Below are 15,198 nucleotides of genomic sequence, written 5' to 3' on the forward strand. Positions count from 1 at the left end.
GACGAGTGAATGTCAGGCGAGTACTACAGCCCCGAAGGGGAGTACCTACGGCGCGTGCTGGATCGCCGGCGCGCGCGGCGCGAGGTCGCGGCCGCGGGCTGGTGGTCGCGTCGACGAGCGATCGGCCAGCTCCGCGAGCTCGAGCAGAGCGATGGCCTCGAGGAGGTTGCACAGCTGTGGGCGCGCGAGCTGCTGCGCACCGAGATCGCGAACGCCTGGGCCCGAACCTCCCGACACTCCAACGAGTGGCATCCGCGACTGCTCGAGCATCTTCCCGACCTCGCTGAGGAGGCCGCGGCCGAGGCGGTTCTGCAGGCCGGCGATGACGAGTTGCTCCACCCGTTACTCACCGCCGCGGCCGCGGAGCAGATCGCGCGCGAGAACGTCGACCGGGTCAGGCTCGTGGCCGACGACCCCACGATCTACCTGCTGCACACCACGACACCCGAAGGGGGCCCGATGGTCGTGCTGCAGCACGCCGCGAGCGGGCTGCGCGGCCGCTTCGCCGTCGATCCTGTCGACGGCTTCGGCGACGTGTTCTCCAAGCCCTACGACATCCCGTCGATCAACCCCAACAACCCGCACGACGACGGCAACCGATGGGAGCTGTACGCGGGTCTCGGCATCGGCCGACGCCTGTACCTCGCCGCGGGCGAGCTCCACCCGCACATCCGATGGCGCGCCGGCATCCAGAGCCCCTACGCGGCGCCGCTGCGCACCAGGCTGCACAACGCCGATCCGTACCACTGGGCAGGGCACTGCGCCTGGTGCAACGAGCGACGGATCATCTGGCGTGAAGCCGAGCCGGCAGAGTTCAGCGAGCACCCGATCACTCCGGCGCCGGCAGCGATCGAACCCCGTCTCATCGAGGTCACGACGAGCTCGAGGTAGGGGTCACCCTCCATGGATGCTCGCGCCGACGAAGACCGGGGGAGCGGGCACCATTCGCAACACGTCCTCGCGGCCGCACACCACGCACACCAGCACGCCGGGGCGATCGCGCATCACTACGCCGCAGCAGTGCGGCTGAACGCCGATCGCCAATCCGTCGTCGACCATTCCGCGACGCTACGCCTCCGGCCCGATCGCGCGGGCCATCTCTCCACAGATGACCTTTCCTGGGTCTAAGTTTTGTGGCACAATACCTGTATGGGGATCGAGTGGCCGAAGTCAGCTGACAAGCACGACATTCCCCACGCCGATGCGCTCTACGCCATGCAGAACGCGATCTACACGAGCACCAAGGTCAAGATCAACGAGGGCGACTCCCGCAACCAGCGTCGCGTCTTCGTCGGCCCGCAACACGCGCAGACCGATCGGCTGATCGAAGTGCTCATTGAACTCAAGCCCGGCGGCAACTTCGTCGTCTACCACGTCATGCCGCTGGGCGCCTACTACCGCCGACAGATGGAGGAGGAGAACGGATGACCCTCAGCAAGAAGGACCAGGAGCGCTACGCCACCCTCGCCGCGCTCGAGGAACAGCCCACCGGCACGTCGACGCCGGGGGAGAGCGCCCACGGCGCCGACGCCGCAGCCATCGGGCAGCAGATGCTCCTCGACGCCCTCGGAAGCACGCAGGCCGTCGCGCGAGCGGTCGGTGGACGGCCCCGCGTGGGAGGGACGGCAGCAGGCGCCGGCTCCTCCCCGACGATCCGCACCCGCGTCACCCCGACCCGCAAGCGCGAGGTCGACCAGCTGCGCGCCCAACTGGGGATGAAGAGCGACTCCGACGTCGTCCGGGCAGCACTCGACGAGTACGTGCAACGGCATCTGCAGGCCAGCGCATGAGCCGCCGGGGACCGCTCGAGGCCGAGCTGTACGAGCAGTTCATCGACCAAGGCCTGGACGGGATGAGCGCTGAGATCATGTCATCCGAGATCGCGGCCGACTCTGGCGAGCGGGTCTCGGAGTACGAGCGCGTCGATGTCGGAGACACCGACTAAGGTCCGCGCCATGCGTGTCATTGGGACCATCCGCAGCACCGCCACCGAGCGGATCACCGTCGAGGCGAGCAGCTACCAGGAGGCGCGCGAGCTGCTTGAGACACAGATCCCCGAAGGCCACGAGCTCATCGCCATCCGCACAGACACAGACGCCGACACCTGACCATGGACACACTCGCCACCGACCCGATCCCTGCAGCTCACGCGCGAAGCGCCTGGGCCGCAGGGATCGAGCCCCTGCGCGAAGCATTCCCCCTCCACGCCGACAGGCTCATCCGCGCGATCGCCTACTCACACATCGAGCCCCTCCCCACCCCGATCTTCATCGTCGGCGGAACACCATCGACAAGAGACACCCTTGCCGATGCGCTCGCCGAGCTCGCCGGTGAAGTCGAACGACCACGCATCGACCCACTCACGTTCGCCGGGATCCGCCGTGCCGTAGTCCCCAACAAGCCACTCGTCCTCAACAGCGCCCCCCACGTCAGCCCCCGCTCTCCCCTTAGCGGGCTCGACGAGATCGAGGTAGAGAGCTTCATCTCGTTCTCAACCCCACTCAGCAAAGCATCCGCCCTGATCGTCGCCAGCTCTCAGACAATCCAGCCACTCAGCGCGAATCGCTCCATCACGATCGAGCTGCCCCAGAGACCGCGCAGCGTTCAACCGCTACGCGCCATGGCGAGCGAACCTGCAGCCGCCGGCCGACGCATCATCGCGAGCTACCTGCAACAGAGCACACGCCACCTGGACCTCAACGAGCACGCGATCAACATCGCCCGCCATCCCGACTACGACAAGCCCCGCCGCCTCGGCGCAGCGTTCTACCTCGGCGACACGATCCTGCGCTCCCTCGGGCTCGACACCCCAGCTGCCCCGGCGACCTCATGGCTCAGCCCAGACGACCAGATCGTCTGGGCTCTGCGCGATGCCGTCAGGTATCTCCTCGCAAACGGCGGAGAACTCGCCGACAACGCCAGCGACAGCAAGGAATGGGTGATCGGCCGTGCCGATCGCGACTACCTGTACATCCGGCCAACCGAGGCGCTGCCATTCATCCGAGCCGCCCACGGCGACCCGAATCTCAGTATCAAAGCAATCACCGCGGCGCTGCGGCGCCTGTACCTGATCACATCCAAGACCGGGACTGTGAGCGTGCGGATCGGTGGGGAACCGACCCGCGTCTGGAAGATCCCCACCGACCGCGAGCTCTAACGCGACACGCCGAACAGCAGGGCGGGATCTCTCCCCGACGGGGCCAAAGAGCCCCTCTCGAAGCGACGCCGTCGATATCCCCACGGATCCCGTGCGAACGTAGACGTAACGGGAACCTGCCCCGCCACGCGCATCGGTACACTTTTGAGGTGTACCAACGAATAAGCCATTGATCTGGGGTTTTGCTTCTCGCGGTACACCTGTGATCTGGCAAGGTGTACCAGCAATTTTTGACTCTTGACCAGGCTATTTTCCGTCTCCGGTACACCTGGTACACCTTTTCAGCGCAAGCCCTCACACATGCGCGCCCGCGCGAGGCGAGAAAGGTGTACCAACGGCGATGTCGAACTTTTTCCGGGAACCGATGTCCGCGAAGGGTCCGAGGTTGGGCCTATACCTGACATGGGCGAGAAGACACGGCGGCGGGACACTTCGCGGCAATCCGTGATTCTGATTCAGGATCGTGCTAGAACGGGGACATGCCAGCGACAGCTAACAAGCCGGGACGCCGCAACTACGGCCCTCGTGCGACGAGCACCGTGCGGTACCCGCAGGCGTATCAACCGATTCTTGAGCGCCTCGCCGAGGAAGCAGGAATCCCTCTCAGCAGCTGGCTCGCGCTGGCTGTTTCCAAGCAGGCCGGCCTCGAGATCCCTGACTACGTCCAGGACGAGCTCAAGAAGGCCGAGCATGAGCGTGCTATCCGTGCGACAGAACAGGAGCTTGAGTTGCCACGATCGGCATAAACGACTCGACCCCCTCTGGTCTGCAAACCATCGGGGGTCTTGAGTGCTTTTGGGTCACAGCCTCCTGCAAGAGGCTGATCAGATTTCTGATGCTGCATCAGAGTTCGTCAGTTAGGACGTTCATGATTATAGCCGCGATATTGCGGATGTCTAGCGTTGGTGTGGCCGTCGTGTCGCACCCGCTGGGCGATGCAGCGTGCACCCGAGGGGGTGTGCTGCAGCGATGACGCTTGAGTACACCGGCACGGCGACGGCTACGAACTCCATGGACCGCGTTCTCGAGGCGCTCGAGCGCGGTGGGTGGAAGCCTCGCCGCAACGGGAGCCAGCACATGGCGCTGTGCCCCGTGCACGGTGACGCGATGCCGTCGCTGAGCATCCGTTACGACCGGGCCGGCGGCAAGGTGATGATGCACTGCTTCGGCTGCGGTGATGCCTTCGACCTCCGTGACGTGTGCGGCGCGATCGGCCTGACCGTCAGTGACCTGTTCGACGCGCCACTGCCCGCCGACCGCCGCACCAGTCAGCGCACCCCGAGGGCGAAGCGGCCTTCGCTGCCCCCGCGGCTGACGCAGGATGAGCTCGCCCCCAAGACCCCGGACCTGACGGGCGCGACGTGGCGCCAGGTGAAGGTCTACGAGTACGTCGACGACAACGGCGTCGTCCTGCAGCGGGTCCACCGCGAAGAGACCACCCTGGACGGGCAGCGGCACAAGCGGTTCACCCAGAGCTACCGTGGCGCCAATGGCCGATGGGTCAAGCGCAAGCCGGAAGGCTTCGCCCCCCTGCTCTACAACCTCGCCGCGATCCGCGCAGCGGTCGCCGCCGGCGGGGATGTGTGGCTGCTCGAGGGGGAGAAGGACGCCGACAGCGCGATCGCCGAGGGCCTGGCCGCGACCACCAATGCCGGCGGCGCTACGGCTTTCCCCGCCGAGCTGCTCGAGCACTTCCGGGGCGCCTCGGTCAACCTGGTCGTCGACAACGATCCCGCCGGCGCACAGCGTGCTGCGGGTGTCGGTGCGCAGCTGGCCGAGCTCGGCATCCCGGCGCGGATCTTCCTGCCCAACCTCGACGATCGCAAGTCGGACTTCACAGACCACATGGACGCTGGTGGGACGGTCGCGACGCTCGTCGAGATCACCGTCGACGACGCCCGTGCGATCGTCGCCGCGGCCGAGGCCGACAAGCTCGTGCACGGGCGCACCGGCGTTGCGGTGTGCCTCAAGGAAGCGACCGCGCAGCTCGAGCAGAGCCAGCAGGACCGGGCGACTTCCGAGCAGCACGCCGAGGCGTGGGCGCGGGAGTCCCTCAACCGCCTCGAGCGGATCAAAGCGATCGACCCTGTCCTGACCCCGGAGCAGCTCGGCGATCGCGGCCGCACCGCCCTGCAGGAGTACGCGGCCGCGGTCGCCGAGGGTGCGCGGATCTCCCGTGACACCTACATCGTCGCGGGCCTCGACGTGCCCCAGGCGGTCGCTTCGTCGATCGTCGCGATCCGTCCCGACGTCGAGGAGCAGCCGCCGGCTGAGACCGTCGAGATCACCCCTGCCGCACCCCGCACGCAGACCGGCAGCGGAGGCGGCAACGGGGGAGTGTTCTTCGGGAACGACAACCCCGAGGACCAGCCCGAGAAGCGCCCGTTCATCCAGGGCAACCACTACGACGTCGTCGAGGGGCAGACCGTGCTCATCAAGCACACCCCTGGCGACGAGGACGACAAGTACTTCCGAGTCATGCGCGGGTGGGCGGAGGTTCAGACCGTCGCCATCGAGGACGACGGCACCGACAATGAGATCGCCCGACCCCCGCACCTGTACGTGATCAAGTTCTCCCGGTGGGTTCCGAACGACCGCGGCTACCCGACCCGCGACCCGGACACGGGCCAGTTCAAGACCGAGTCGGTCACCCTGAAGTACACCGAAGACCAGATCCGCGACGGGTCATGGTCAAAGGCGATGCCCTGGCCGGGGTTCCTCGAGTCGAACAGCCGCCGCGGCGCGGATCAGGCGTGGGATGCGATGAACGCGATCAAACCGCCGCGGAACAACAGCATCGTCCACACCACGGTCGGATGGCGCACCGCCGAAACCGGCGACTACTTCGTACACGCCGCAGGCGCGATCGCCAAGGGCGGCGCGGTCGACGTCGACGTGGACGTGGCAAAGACCTCCGACATCTATGCAATGCCCGCCCCCACCACAGACCGCGACGCGCTGCGTCAGGCATGGATCGACGGCACCGTGGCGCTGCGCGAATCTGAGCTCCCGGCCCGCGTGATCGCCCCCCTGCTCGGCCACTCCTGGACCGCCCCGGTCCTGCCCGGCCCGATCCTGCTGCACCTGGTGGGCGGGTTCGCGTCCTACAAGACCTCCCACAGCCGTCTGGCCGTGCAGTACTTCGCACCGAACCTCACCCACAACACCAAGGGCCTGATCTCCGGCGCTGCCGGCGGATCCACCGCGATCGGCCTGCAGCGCACCCTCTCCGCGATCAGCAACGTCCCGGTGATTGTCGATGACTTCGCCCCGGACGGCAACGCCAGCGACGCGATCCGCCGCATCAGCACCCTCGGCCGCACCGTGTTCAACGGCATCGGACGCATCCGCGGCAAGCAGCGCGGCGGCGCCGAGGCCGACCGTCCGATCCTTGCCAGCATCATCACGTCCGGCGAGTTGTCCGCCCAGGGCTCCGCCGACTCCCGCATCGTCAACCTGCCGTTGGACCCCGCCACTCTCAAGAACGGCGGTGAGATCTTCGGGCGCCTCGAGTCCCGCCGTGCCCGCCACGCCCGCGCCCTCATCGGCTCCTCACTCGTGCAGTGGACCGCGGCGCGGCGGCAGCAGCTCGTCGACGACTTCACCGAGGCCGAGGAGGACAGCGAGCACCGCCTGTGCACGCAGGCCTACTGGCGTAAGACCATCCCCAGCCAGAACGGGCACGCTGGCCTCCACGACCGCCTCGTGCAATCCGCTGTGGTCCTGGATCGCGGCATCGTGATCATGCTGATGATGCTCCGCGACCTCGACGTCATCACCGCCGAAGAGGCCAAGGACTTCTACGCCTGGGCGCGTGCCGGCATCGCCGAGGCGATCAGCCTGCAGGACTCGTCCGCATCCGACCCCGCCGAGCAGCTGATGGAGTATCTGCGCGAGGCGATCGCCAACGGCAACGCCCACCTGGCCGGCATGGATGGTGCAGTCCCCGAAGACGCGAGCTCGCTGGGATGGACCGACCATTCCACCGGCATGCACCCGCAGTGGCGCCCCAACGGCCAGCGGGTCGGCATCATCCGCGACCAGCGCCTCTACCTGTTCCCGACCACCGCAGTCGCCGTCGCCCGCCAGATGTCGCAGCGCGCCGACGAAGCATTCAGCGACACCAAGACCTCGCTGTCCTCGTCGATGCTCTCCCACGGGTGGCTCCTCGTCGACGGCGCCGGCAAGCGCAGCGTCGTCCGTCGCACCGGACGCTCGATGCAGCACCGCGTGTGGGACATTCCGCTGTCAGCCCTCACCGGCAGCAACCCCGATGAGCCCTCCGGTGGACCCACCAGCGGAGACGGGGGAGCAGGCCCGGACGACTCGCCCGTGGACTTCCCGGCGCTGTTCGACGCCTCGACCGTCGACGAAGCGCCCACGCCCACTCAGCCGGCGGAGCAGACCCCGCAGTCGGCGCCGCCGGCCCCGGCCGAGCCCGAGCCCGAGCCCGAGCCCGAGCCCGAGCAGCCTGCAGCTGCAGATTCCCCCGTCCCGACCGCGCCCGCACGTCCGAGCACCACGACGTCGGCCGAGGACTTCCGTGCACCGCTGGGCGTGCTCCACACGGACGGGCTCTGGCTGTCCACGGGTGAGCTGATCACCATCCGCGGTCAGCTCGAGCACGCCGGCCAGCTCGCGCAGCTGGCCACGGACCTGAACCTGGGCACCCGCATCAACCAGGGCACGAACGGTGCACGCAAGACCGAGCGCGGCCAGATCTACCTCACGATGGAAGCCGCCCTCGCGCTTGGCCTCCCGCTGGACACCCTGCCCGAATCCACCGACTCCGACTACGGCAAGCTGCTGCGCGAGGCCACCAAGGGGCACCCGTTCATCACCCTGGCGACCGAGGCCGGATTCTCGCTCAGCGGTGACGGCTCCATGACCGGCAGCATCGACGTGTGGCGCGAGGACAACCGCGGCATCGGTGCGCACATCGCGCTCCTGCCCGCCCAGGACTTCCGCTTCATCAGCACGATCCTCGACGGCGACCCGGACCCGGCCACGATCGCCCGCCGCCTGGGCAAGTTCACCGCGGCGCTCAAGTTCCCTTACCGCAGCAGCGCTGGCACTACCGGCACCAAGCTCATGCGCGCACTGCTGCCCCGCGACAAGCACGACGAGATCTACTACCCGCAGGACCGGCCTGCGCCCGTCAAGGACCAGATGATGGCCGAGGGCGACTTCAACTGGCAGCGCAAGCTCTTCGGCGACGAGATCGAGCAGAAGTGGGCGCATGGGTTCGACCGGGGCGGTTCCTACCTCGCCGCTGCAAGCACCGAGGTCGGCGTCGGCGCGCCCACCCACTACGACGGGCCGCTGCAGTTCACCAAGGCCACGAACAAGCCCGGCTACTGGCTGATCACCGCCCCCGAACCGGGCAGCTGGCTCATGCCCGACATCTTCGCCGCGCAGGGCATCGTCCGCGAAGGGTTCGCCGGCTCTCAGATCTGGGTCAGCACACCCACCCTCGAGCTCGCGAGCGAAATGGGCCTCGAGCTCGAGATCCACGAAGCCTGGCTGTGGGATCGCAAGGCCAAGGTCTTCGAGGCCTGGTACAAGCGCATCCGCGACGCCCGCACCACCCTCGACACCACCGACGTCGACGACCAGGCCGCCCGCGACCTGCTCAAGATCGTCTACGCCGCCGCGATCGGCATGCTCGACTACCGCGGCGACCACGACACCCTCGCCGTGTGGGCCCCGCACCGCCACGACATGATCGTCGCCAAGTCCCGCGCCAACATCATCCGCCGCGTCCTCGCCAACGCCGAGCGCACCGGCCGGTGGCCCGTCGCGATCGAGAAGGACACCGTCGTCTACACCAGCGACCACATCGACCCGCTCGAGGCCTGGCCGGGAGACCCCTCCTGGTTCGGCCGCGGCCTGGGGCAGTACAAGTACGAAGGATCCGACCCGCTCGCGCATCACGCCGAGTTCCTCAACGGTGACGGCTCCTACAAGGGCAAGAAGTACCTCGAGGAGCTGATCTGATGGCACTGAGCAAGGTCGCCCAAGCCCGCCAGATGAAAGCGATGTTCGAGGGCCTCACCGGGCAGAAGATCCCCGACTACACCGCCGAGCACCCCGACACCCGCGCCATGCTCCGGTTCCTCTTCCCTGGCAAGAGCGACCGCTTCCCGATCGCGACCGGCCTCGCCGCCAAGAAGCTCGGTGTCTCCCAGGGCACCGTCCAGCGCTGGATCCGCGGCGCGCAGAACCCGCGTGCCGTGATCACCAAGGAGATCACCAAGCGCGTCCGCCAGTCCGTGACCACCCAGCGCGGCCGCGGGCAGCTCGCCAAGCGCGTACAGGCGCAGCTCCCCACCCGGCAGCGCACCATCCGCATCAACGCCCTGCAGGGCCCCTCCTCCGACCCCAACGACAAGAAGTACGTCGCCGAGCGGTTCAGCAACCTCGACATGTCCCCGTTCGAGCAGCAGCAGCTCTACGACGCATGGGTGCAGGGCGGCGACGCCGGCGCAACCGACTACCTCACCGGCATCTACGACACCCGCTACGTCGACGGCTGGCAGTTCCACGGCATCAAGGGCGTCGAGTGGCGCTGATACCGCCGGCCTCCGCGAGACGAACCACCCCTCCCACTGCGTAGCTCCCACCCGCGCCGTTGCTCGAATCCGTCGACCGGCGCGATACGCTCTATGTAGTGAATGTCACGCTTTTATCAGGCGTGACCGGACTGACGATCAGAGAGAGGACCAGCCGATGGCAGCCACCATGCCCGAGCTCGTCGACTACGCCTACATCGCCGAGAAGCTCAACGTCTCTCAGCAGACCGTGCGCGTCTACGCCACCGGCACCAAGCAGCGCAAAGAAGGGTTCCCCAAGTCCGCGCTCCCCGAGGGCGCACGCTCGCCGCTGTTCCACAAGAAGGACGCCGACGCCTTCATCAAGCGGCGCCTCGAGGAGACCGCCGGCAACACCGAGCAGGAGGAAGCCGCGAAGCAGGCCTACGCCGAGCTCGGCCGCGAGATCAACCTGCGCAGCCGCGAGCAGCTGCAGAGCGCCCTCTTCGACGAGCTCGGCCTGCCGAAGACAGAAAACCTCTCCGTCTCCACCCCGGCGCTCAAGAAGCTGTACGACGAGACCGGCTCAGCCTTCGTCGGGCACGTTCTCCGGTTCCGCGGAAAATAGGCCGCAGCGACAGCACGGGCACCCGCGCGTCGTTGACCACGACTGCCGCCGTCGCCTATGCTGTGAATGTCACATTCACTAGGTAGGAGGTTGGTCATGGACGTCTCGTCGACCTACACCGACCCTGCCCCGCTCTGGTTCACCCCCGAAAGCGCCAACGTCGAAGCACTCGAGAAGGCCTGGGGAGCCCGCAAGCTCGGCCAAGTCATGGGCGCCGCCCTCGGCAGCTTCAACCGACTCGGCCACGTCGACGCTGGCACCGCCTCCGAGACATTCGGCGTCTCCGAGGGCACCATCCGCCGATGGATCCGTGACGGCGTCCCACCGCGCCGGATCGGACACGTCATCAGCCTCGTCCGCCCCCCACAGGGCGCCTTCGAGCAGGAGCGGAAAGATCTCGTCTACGCCCGCAGCGCAGTGACCAAGATCTCATCCGACCCCAAGAACGCCGTCGCGCTGTGGGGATACAAGGGGTACCTCGAGCAGTGGGATCTCGCAGTCATCAAGATCAAGGACATGCCGGTCCTCACCGTCCGCATGGCCCGCACCGACCGCGATCGCGCCGCCGACAAGCGCCTCACCGCCGGCGGCAAGCTCGTGGAGATCTCGACCTTCCCGAGCTACTGGGCCGCGGTCGTCGCCCGCAGCGAGCTCCTCGAAGACGTCTACCCCTACCGGGTCCAGCTGCGTAACACCAAGCTCGCCAGCGGCGCCGGCAAAGCCTTCCTCGACGAAGCCCCCCGAAAGCCGCTGCGCTCCTACCGGAAGCAGGCACGCACAACCGTCCGCAAGACCACCGCGGCTGAGGCCAGGGGGTGACCGCCGGATGCTCGCACAGATCCCCATCGACCTCCCCGACGATCACGAGCTGCTCGCCGTCGCCACGATCGCGCTCGACGCGGCAGGGGAGTACAGCCTGAGCATCCACAACATCGTCGACGCCTCGATCAGGATGACTCCCACACAGCAGGCCAACGCGCTGCGGATCCTCGCTACCGGCGCCGAAGCCGAAGCGGTCGGCAGAGAGGACATCCCATGAGCGAACGGATGCTCGTCGCGCTCGCGGGCCTCGTCGCGCTCGCGGGTCTCGCCGCGGGCGGCGCGATCTTCGCCCCGCTCACCGGGATGCCCTGGGCTGATGCTCTCCTCGCTCCCGGCATCTTCCTCGCCGCGATGGCCATGATCATCGGTGTGTGGTTCCTCGTCCTGCACATCATGTGGCGCGCGGACCCAATCTGGGAAGCTGGCGGCGCGATCGCCATCGACGACAGTCACAACCTCACCCTCTCCGCGAAGAGGTTCCTCCGACCCGCCGAGCCGGTCACCACCGTCAATCTCGACCAGGCCACCGTTGCGACCTGGTACATCAGCCCGTTCAGCAGATCCGGCACGCTCAGGATCCAGCTGTGGGACCACGATCCGCAGATCACCTTCGGGATCTTCGGTCTCACGCCCCAGGCCGGCGCGGAGCCGCTCGTCGAGATCTCCACCCGCATCCTCGACGCCTCACCCACCGCCACGGCGCGCCTGCAGTACTACCTCGAGCACCGCATCGACGCCGGCACCCTGGACTGCAACTTCACCCCTCACAACTTCCAGCCCATCCCCGAGCTCCTGCCTCCCCTTGAGCCAGGCGTCACGTTCAGCGCAGACGGCCGCGAGATCCGCTACCGCAGGCCCGACCCCGACCCCGACGAGACATCATGAACGGCCTGCATGTCGCCGAGGGCGTAGACCTCCCGCTCGAGCTCATCACCAGCTCCAACGGCATCCTGGCCAAGAAGGGTGCAGGCAAGACCAGCGCAGCCGTCGTGCTGCTCGAGGAGATGCACCAGGTGGGCGTGCCCGTCATCGTCGTCGACCCCAAGGGCGACTGGTACGGCATCCGCACGTCGGTAGACGGGGATCGGCCAGGATTGCCGATCCCTGTGCTCGGCGGGCGTCACGGTGACGTCCCGCTCGACTCCACCGCCGGCGAGCTCGTCGCGGACCTGCTCGTCGACCAGAAGCTCTCCGCCATCCTCGACGTCAGCGAGTTCACCAAAGCCGAGCTGCGGCGCTTCCTCAGAGCGTTCGGCGATCGCTTCTACCGCCGTGCCGATCGCACCCCCACACATTTCTTCCTCGAGGAGTGCCACGAGTACCTGCCGCAGCAGGTCCGCGGTGAGAACGCTGCGCTCGTCGAGACCTGGCAGCGCATCGTCAAGCAGGGCCGATTCAAGGGCCTCGGGATCACGATGGCCTCCCAGCGCAGCGCAGCGGTCAACAAGGACGTCCTCACCCAGATCGACAACCTGTTCGTGCTGCGCACCACCGCACCGCAGGACCGCGACGCGATCAAGGCGTGGATCGACGTGCACGCCGACTCCAAGAGCATCCTCGCCGACCTGCCCACGCTGCAGACCGGCGAATGCTGGCTCTGGCAGCCCGAGCGCGGCGAGCCTCTCAAGTTCCGCTTCCGCATGCGCCACACCTTCGACGCCGGCACCACACCGCGTATCGGCGAGATCGCGTCCTCGCCCACCCGAACCACGCTCGCCGACGTCGACCTCGACGCGATCGCCGCGGCGATCACCCCCCAGCGAGAGACCAGCAGCGACGACGCCGCACACCTGCGCGCCGAGAACATCAGACTGCGCCGTGAGCTCGCAGCCGCGACGTCGGCGCCGCCGCGCGAGAGGATCGTCGAGATCCCCGTCCCCGCCCCCGTCGACGCCGCCACGATCGACGCCCTCCGCCGCGCGATCGCCGACCTCTCGGCCGCGGTCGACCAGCTCGCCGCCGATCCTCCCGCCGGCCCCACGCCGCGCGCTGTGCGCGCGGTTCCCCCAACCACGAAGCCAAAGACATCTCCGGCCGAAGAACCGGCCTCGACGAACGGCACCAAGGCAGACGCGCCAGCGCTGCGCAGCGGCGCGCAGCGGATGATCCTCGCCCTCGGCCGCATGGCACCGCTACGCCTCACCAAGAGCCAGTGGGGGACCGTCGCCCGCCTCAAGACCACCGGCGGAACCTGGTCTACCTACCTCTCCGACATCCGCCGCGCCGGCTTCCTCGACGAGAACACAGCCGGCTACACCCTCACCGACGCCGGCTTCGACTACCTCGGCGGTCGCCCCGACCCCCTCACCCCACGCGAGCTCCAAGACCACTACCGCTCCGTCCTCCGCCGCGGCGCAGCCGCGATGCTCGACGCGCTGATCAACGCCTACCCCGACAGCCTCAGCAGGGAAGACCTCGGCGCCGCGGCCGACATCGCCACGACCGGCGGCACCTTCTCCACCTACCTCTCCGACCTCACCCGCAACGGTCTCGCCCGCAAGACCGACACCGGCCTGGTCGCCACCGACATCCTCATGAACGGTGCCGAGCTCGAGCACGCGACATCCTCGCCAGGTGTCTGAGACCGGAGATACGCTGCAACGATGTGCGGGCGCTTCGCGATGGACTCACGGGTGAACGAAGAGATCACCGATTTCGTCACGCGCACCGGCCGCAAGCCCGAGGACTGGCGCGCCGACTGGGAAGCCAACTACAACATCGCACCGACACAGCGGATCCCCATGCTCATCGACTCCGCGAAAACCGGCGAGCTCCGCTTCGAGCAGGCGCACTGGTCCCTCGTGCCGGCATGGAGCGACACCCTCAAGCTCAAGTACCCGACGTTCAACGCCCGCGCCGAGACGCTGACCAGCAAGAGCACCTGGCGTAAGCCGCTGCAGACCCAACGAGCGATCATCCTCGCTCGCGGATTCTACGAGTGGACGGGGGAGAAGGGCTCCAAGCAGCCCTGGTTCATCCACGACCCGCACAGCGAGCTCCTCGGCCTCGCCGGTCTCTACTCCTGGTGGCCCGACCGCACCAAGCCTGACGACGACCCCGACCGCTGGGTGCTCACCGCGACCATCGTCACATCGGATGCCGTGCAGACCCTCGCTGGCATCCACGATCGCAACCCCGTCATCCTCCCCGAGCACATGTGGCTGCACTGGCTCGATCCGTCCCTCGTCGGCGACCAGGGCCTCGTCGACGAGGCCGTGCACGCCGGCGTCGCCGAGGCATCCGGCCTCGAGTTCGACGCCGTCGCCCCGTTCGGCATCCGTGCCAACGGTCCCGAGCTCCTCGAGCCCCTGCCGCAGTAAGCCCCATGACATCCGCACCGACCTACTGGCACGGCGGCTGCCCAGGACTCGAGATCGGCACTCGACTGCTCAGCCCACGCGACGCCGCGGCCGCCGGCCTGCGGATCCCGTACACACCCCGAGAGCGCCCCGAGCTCGGCATCGTCTCACGCACCGACCGCGTCTACTTCTCCACCAACCAGGACTTCGCCCGCGCCTTCGCATTCCAGACCGAGATCACCACACCCTCCGGCACGCTCACATCCCGCGGCACCCTCTACGCCGTCGCCCCCACCGGCCCGGTCGACGAAGATCCCGACTTCGCCGGCCACAACGTCTCCTGGCGCGCGCCCGGCGCCATCATCACCGAGATCGTCGAGACCAACGTCCTCATGCGCACCCGAGACGCCACCCGCGCCATCGGCAGCTACGCCAGCTGGGACGACGGCAGGCCGATGTACCTCGAGGACGGCCGACTCTGCGTCACCTGGCAGATGGAGAGCCACGGCATCACCCAGGCCACCGTCGACGAGATCGTGCGCCCGTGGACTCCCGTCGAAACCGCACTCGAGCGCATCCACGCGGCCACCACCCGCAACCGCCACACCCGCTGACGCGGGGGAGCAGCCGACCGCGATCCGAGGCGTCGGCCGAGCGCAGCGAGCCGGCGCCGGGCCCTGCCACGACAAACAGCACCCACGACCGCGGCCGGCTCGCCGGCTGCCCGAGGCCAGCGGCGCAGCCGCTTGCCCTCCCGGAAAG

At 67.9% G+C, this 15,198-nt stretch carries 17 protein-coding genes; 16 read left to right on the top strand and 1 reads right to left on the bottom strand.

Annotated elements, in window-relative coordinates; all coding sequences use genetic code 11:
* Positions 1 to 9: 9 nt before the first annotated feature.
* Positions 10 to 891 (top strand): hypothetical protein, encoded by an 882-nt coding sequence (locus J8G10_RS19160; RefSeq protein ID WP_062635315.1) that lies wholly within the window; start codon positions 10 to 12, stop codon positions 889 to 891.
* Positions 892 to 894: 3 nt separating this feature from the next.
* Here J8G10_RS19160 and J8G10_RS19165 read toward each other — a convergent pair whose 3' ends face one another.
* Positions 895 to 1,059 carry a hypothetical protein gene (locus tag J8G10_RS19165; RefSeq protein ID WP_157523972.1) on the bottom strand — a complete coding sequence of 55 codons (165 nt, stop codon included), beginning with the start codon at positions 1,057 to 1,059 and terminating at the stop codon, positions 895 to 897.
* Positions 1,060 to 1,149: 90 nt separating this feature from the next.
* Here J8G10_RS19165 and J8G10_RS19170 point away from each other — a divergent pair, with 90 nt between their 5' ends.
* From J8G10_RS19170 to J8G10_RS19240, 15 genes are all read left to right on the top strand, one after another.
* Positions 1,150 to 1,428, top strand: coding sequence for a hypothetical protein (locus J8G10_RS19170; RefSeq protein WP_062635317.1), 279 nt, complete (start codon positions 1,150 to 1,152; stop codon positions 1,426 to 1,428).
* Positions 1,425 to 1,790 (top strand): hypothetical protein, encoded by a 366-nt coding sequence (locus J8G10_RS19175; protein ID WP_062635320.1) that lies wholly within the window; start codon positions 1,425 to 1,427, stop codon positions 1,788 to 1,790. Before J8G10_RS19170 ends, J8G10_RS19175 begins: the two co-directional genes overlap by 4 nt.
* Entirely contained in the window at positions 1,787 to 1,945 is a 159-nt protein-coding gene (locus J8G10_RS19180) for a hypothetical protein (protein ID WP_157523974.1), read from the top strand. Before J8G10_RS19175 ends, J8G10_RS19180 begins: the two co-directional genes overlap by 4 nt.
* Positions 1,946 to 1,955: 10 nt before the next feature.
* Positions 1,956 to 2,108 carry a hypothetical protein gene (locus J8G10_RS19185; RefSeq protein WP_197462131.1) on the top strand — a complete coding sequence of 51 codons (153 nt, stop codon included), beginning with the start codon at positions 1,956 to 1,958 and terminating at the stop codon, positions 2,106 to 2,108.
* 2 nt (positions 2,109 to 2,110) lie between these two features.
* Positions 2,111 to 3,157, top strand: a complete 1,047-nt coding sequence (locus tag J8G10_RS19190; protein WP_062635321.1) for a hypothetical protein — start codon at positions 2,111 to 2,113, stop codon at positions 3,155 to 3,157.
* Positions 3,158 to 3,636: 479 nt separating this feature from the next.
* Positions 3,637 to 3,903, top strand: a complete 267-nt coding sequence (locus tag J8G10_RS19195; protein ID WP_157523976.1) for a hypothetical protein — start codon at positions 3,637 to 3,639, stop codon at positions 3,901 to 3,903.
* 223 nt (positions 3,904 to 4,126) lie between these two features.
* Positions 4,127 to 9,154 (top strand): CHC2 zinc finger domain-containing protein, encoded by a 5,028-nt coding sequence (locus tag J8G10_RS19200; RefSeq protein WP_251448576.1) that lies wholly within the window; start codon positions 4,127 to 4,129, stop codon positions 9,152 to 9,154.
* Positions 9,154 to 9,729, top strand: a complete 576-nt coding sequence (locus J8G10_RS19205) for a DUF1804 family protein (protein WP_251448581.1) — start codon at positions 9,154 to 9,156, stop codon at positions 9,727 to 9,729. Before J8G10_RS19200 ends, J8G10_RS19205 begins: the two co-directional genes overlap by 1 nt.
* Before the next feature lie 157 nt (positions 9,730 to 9,886).
* Entirely contained in the window at positions 9,887 to 10,315 is a 429-nt protein-coding gene (locus J8G10_RS19210; RefSeq protein WP_062635328.1) for a hypothetical protein, read from the top strand.
* A 96-nt stretch (positions 10,316 to 10,411) separates the two neighbouring features.
* Positions 10,412 to 11,134 (top strand): hypothetical protein, encoded by a 723-nt coding sequence (locus J8G10_RS19215; protein WP_062635330.1) that lies wholly within the window; start codon positions 10,412 to 10,414, stop codon positions 11,132 to 11,134.
* A gap of 7 nt (positions 11,135 to 11,141) precedes the next feature.
* Entirely contained in the window at positions 11,142 to 11,354 is a 213-nt protein-coding gene (locus J8G10_RS19220; RefSeq protein ID WP_062635331.1) for a hypothetical protein, read from the top strand.
* Positions 11,351 to 12,022, top strand: coding sequence for a hypothetical protein (locus J8G10_RS19225; protein WP_062635333.1), 672 nt, complete (start codon positions 11,351 to 11,353; stop codon positions 12,020 to 12,022). The genes J8G10_RS19220 and J8G10_RS19225 overlap by 4 nt, the downstream gene beginning before the upstream one ends.
* A complete protein-coding gene (locus J8G10_RS19230) occupies positions 12,019 to 13,719 on the top strand; it encodes an ATP-binding protein (protein ID WP_251448585.1) in 1,701 nt (566 codons plus the stop codon). The genes J8G10_RS19225 and J8G10_RS19230 overlap by 4 nt, the downstream gene beginning before the upstream one ends.
* Positions 13,720 to 13,740: 21 nt before the next feature.
* Positions 13,741 to 14,457, top strand: a complete 717-nt coding sequence (locus J8G10_RS19235) for an SOS response-associated peptidase (protein WP_285814521.1) — start codon at positions 13,741 to 13,743, stop codon at positions 14,455 to 14,457.
* A gap of 5 nt (positions 14,458 to 14,462) precedes the next feature.
* Positions 14,463 to 15,050 carry a hypothetical protein gene (locus J8G10_RS19240; RefSeq protein ID WP_251448588.1) on the top strand — a complete coding sequence of 196 codons (588 nt, stop codon included), beginning with the start codon at positions 14,463 to 14,465 and terminating at the stop codon, positions 15,048 to 15,050.
* The last annotated feature ends 148 nt before the right edge of the window (positions 15,051 to 15,198 follow it).

It is taken from the genome of Microbacterium sp. USTB-Y, from assembly GCF_023703415.1.
In the GTDB taxonomy this organism is placed as follows: domain Bacteria; phylum Actinomycetota; class Actinomycetes; order Actinomycetales; family Microbacteriaceae; genus Microbacterium.

Excerpts from the sequence above, each read along its gene's own strand:
- J8G10_RS19160 (WP_062635315.1), top strand. The coding sequence starts at position 10 with ATGTCAGGCGAGTACTACAGCCCCGAAGGGGAGTACCTACGGCGCGTG.
- J8G10_RS19165 (WP_157523972.1), bottom strand. The coding sequence starts at position 1,059 with ATGGTCGACGACGGATTGGCGATCGGCGTTCAGCCGCACTGCTGCGGC.
- J8G10_RS19170 (WP_062635317.1), top strand. The coding sequence starts at position 1,150 with ATGGGGATCGAGTGGCCGAAGTCAGCTGACAAGCACGACATTCCCCAC.
- J8G10_RS19175 (WP_062635320.1), top strand. The coding sequence starts at position 1,425 with ATGACCCTCAGCAAGAAGGACCAGGAGCGCTACGCCACCCTCGCCGCG.
- J8G10_RS19180 (WP_157523974.1), top strand. The coding sequence starts at position 1,787 with ATGAGCCGCCGGGGACCGCTCGAGGCCGAGCTGTACGAGCAGTTCATC.
- J8G10_RS19185 (WP_197462131.1), top strand. The coding sequence starts at position 1,956 with ATGCGTGTCATTGGGACCATCCGCAGCACCGCCACCGAGCGGATCACC.
- J8G10_RS19190 (WP_062635321.1), top strand. The coding sequence starts at position 2,111 with ATGGACACACTCGCCACCGACCCGATCCCTGCAGCTCACGCGCGAAGC.
- J8G10_RS19195 (WP_157523976.1), top strand. The coding sequence starts at position 3,637 with ATGCCAGCGACAGCTAACAAGCCGGGACGCCGCAACTACGGCCCTCGT.
- J8G10_RS19200 (WP_251448576.1), top strand. The coding sequence starts at position 4,127 with ATGACGCTTGAGTACACCGGCACGGCGACGGCTACGAACTCCATGGAC.
- J8G10_RS19205 (WP_251448581.1), top strand. The coding sequence starts at position 9,154 with ATGGCACTGAGCAAGGTCGCCCAAGCCCGCCAGATGAAAGCGATGTTC.
- J8G10_RS19210 (WP_062635328.1), top strand. The coding sequence starts at position 9,887 with ATGGCAGCCACCATGCCCGAGCTCGTCGACTACGCCTACATCGCCGAG.
- J8G10_RS19215 (WP_062635330.1), top strand. The coding sequence starts at position 10,412 with ATGGACGTCTCGTCGACCTACACCGACCCTGCCCCGCTCTGGTTCACC.
- J8G10_RS19220 (WP_062635331.1), top strand. The coding sequence starts at position 11,142 with ATGCTCGCACAGATCCCCATCGACCTCCCCGACGATCACGAGCTGCTC.
- J8G10_RS19225 (WP_062635333.1), top strand. The coding sequence starts at position 11,351 with ATGAGCGAACGGATGCTCGTCGCGCTCGCGGGCCTCGTCGCGCTCGCG.
- J8G10_RS19230 (WP_251448585.1), top strand. The coding sequence starts at position 12,019 with ATGAACGGCCTGCATGTCGCCGAGGGCGTAGACCTCCCGCTCGAGCTC.
- J8G10_RS19235 (WP_285814521.1), top strand. The coding sequence starts at position 13,741 with ATGTGCGGGCGCTTCGCGATGGACTCACGGGTGAACGAAGAGATCACC.
- J8G10_RS19240 (WP_251448588.1), top strand. The coding sequence starts at position 14,463 with ATGACATCCGCACCGACCTACTGGCACGGCGGCTGCCCAGGACTCGAG.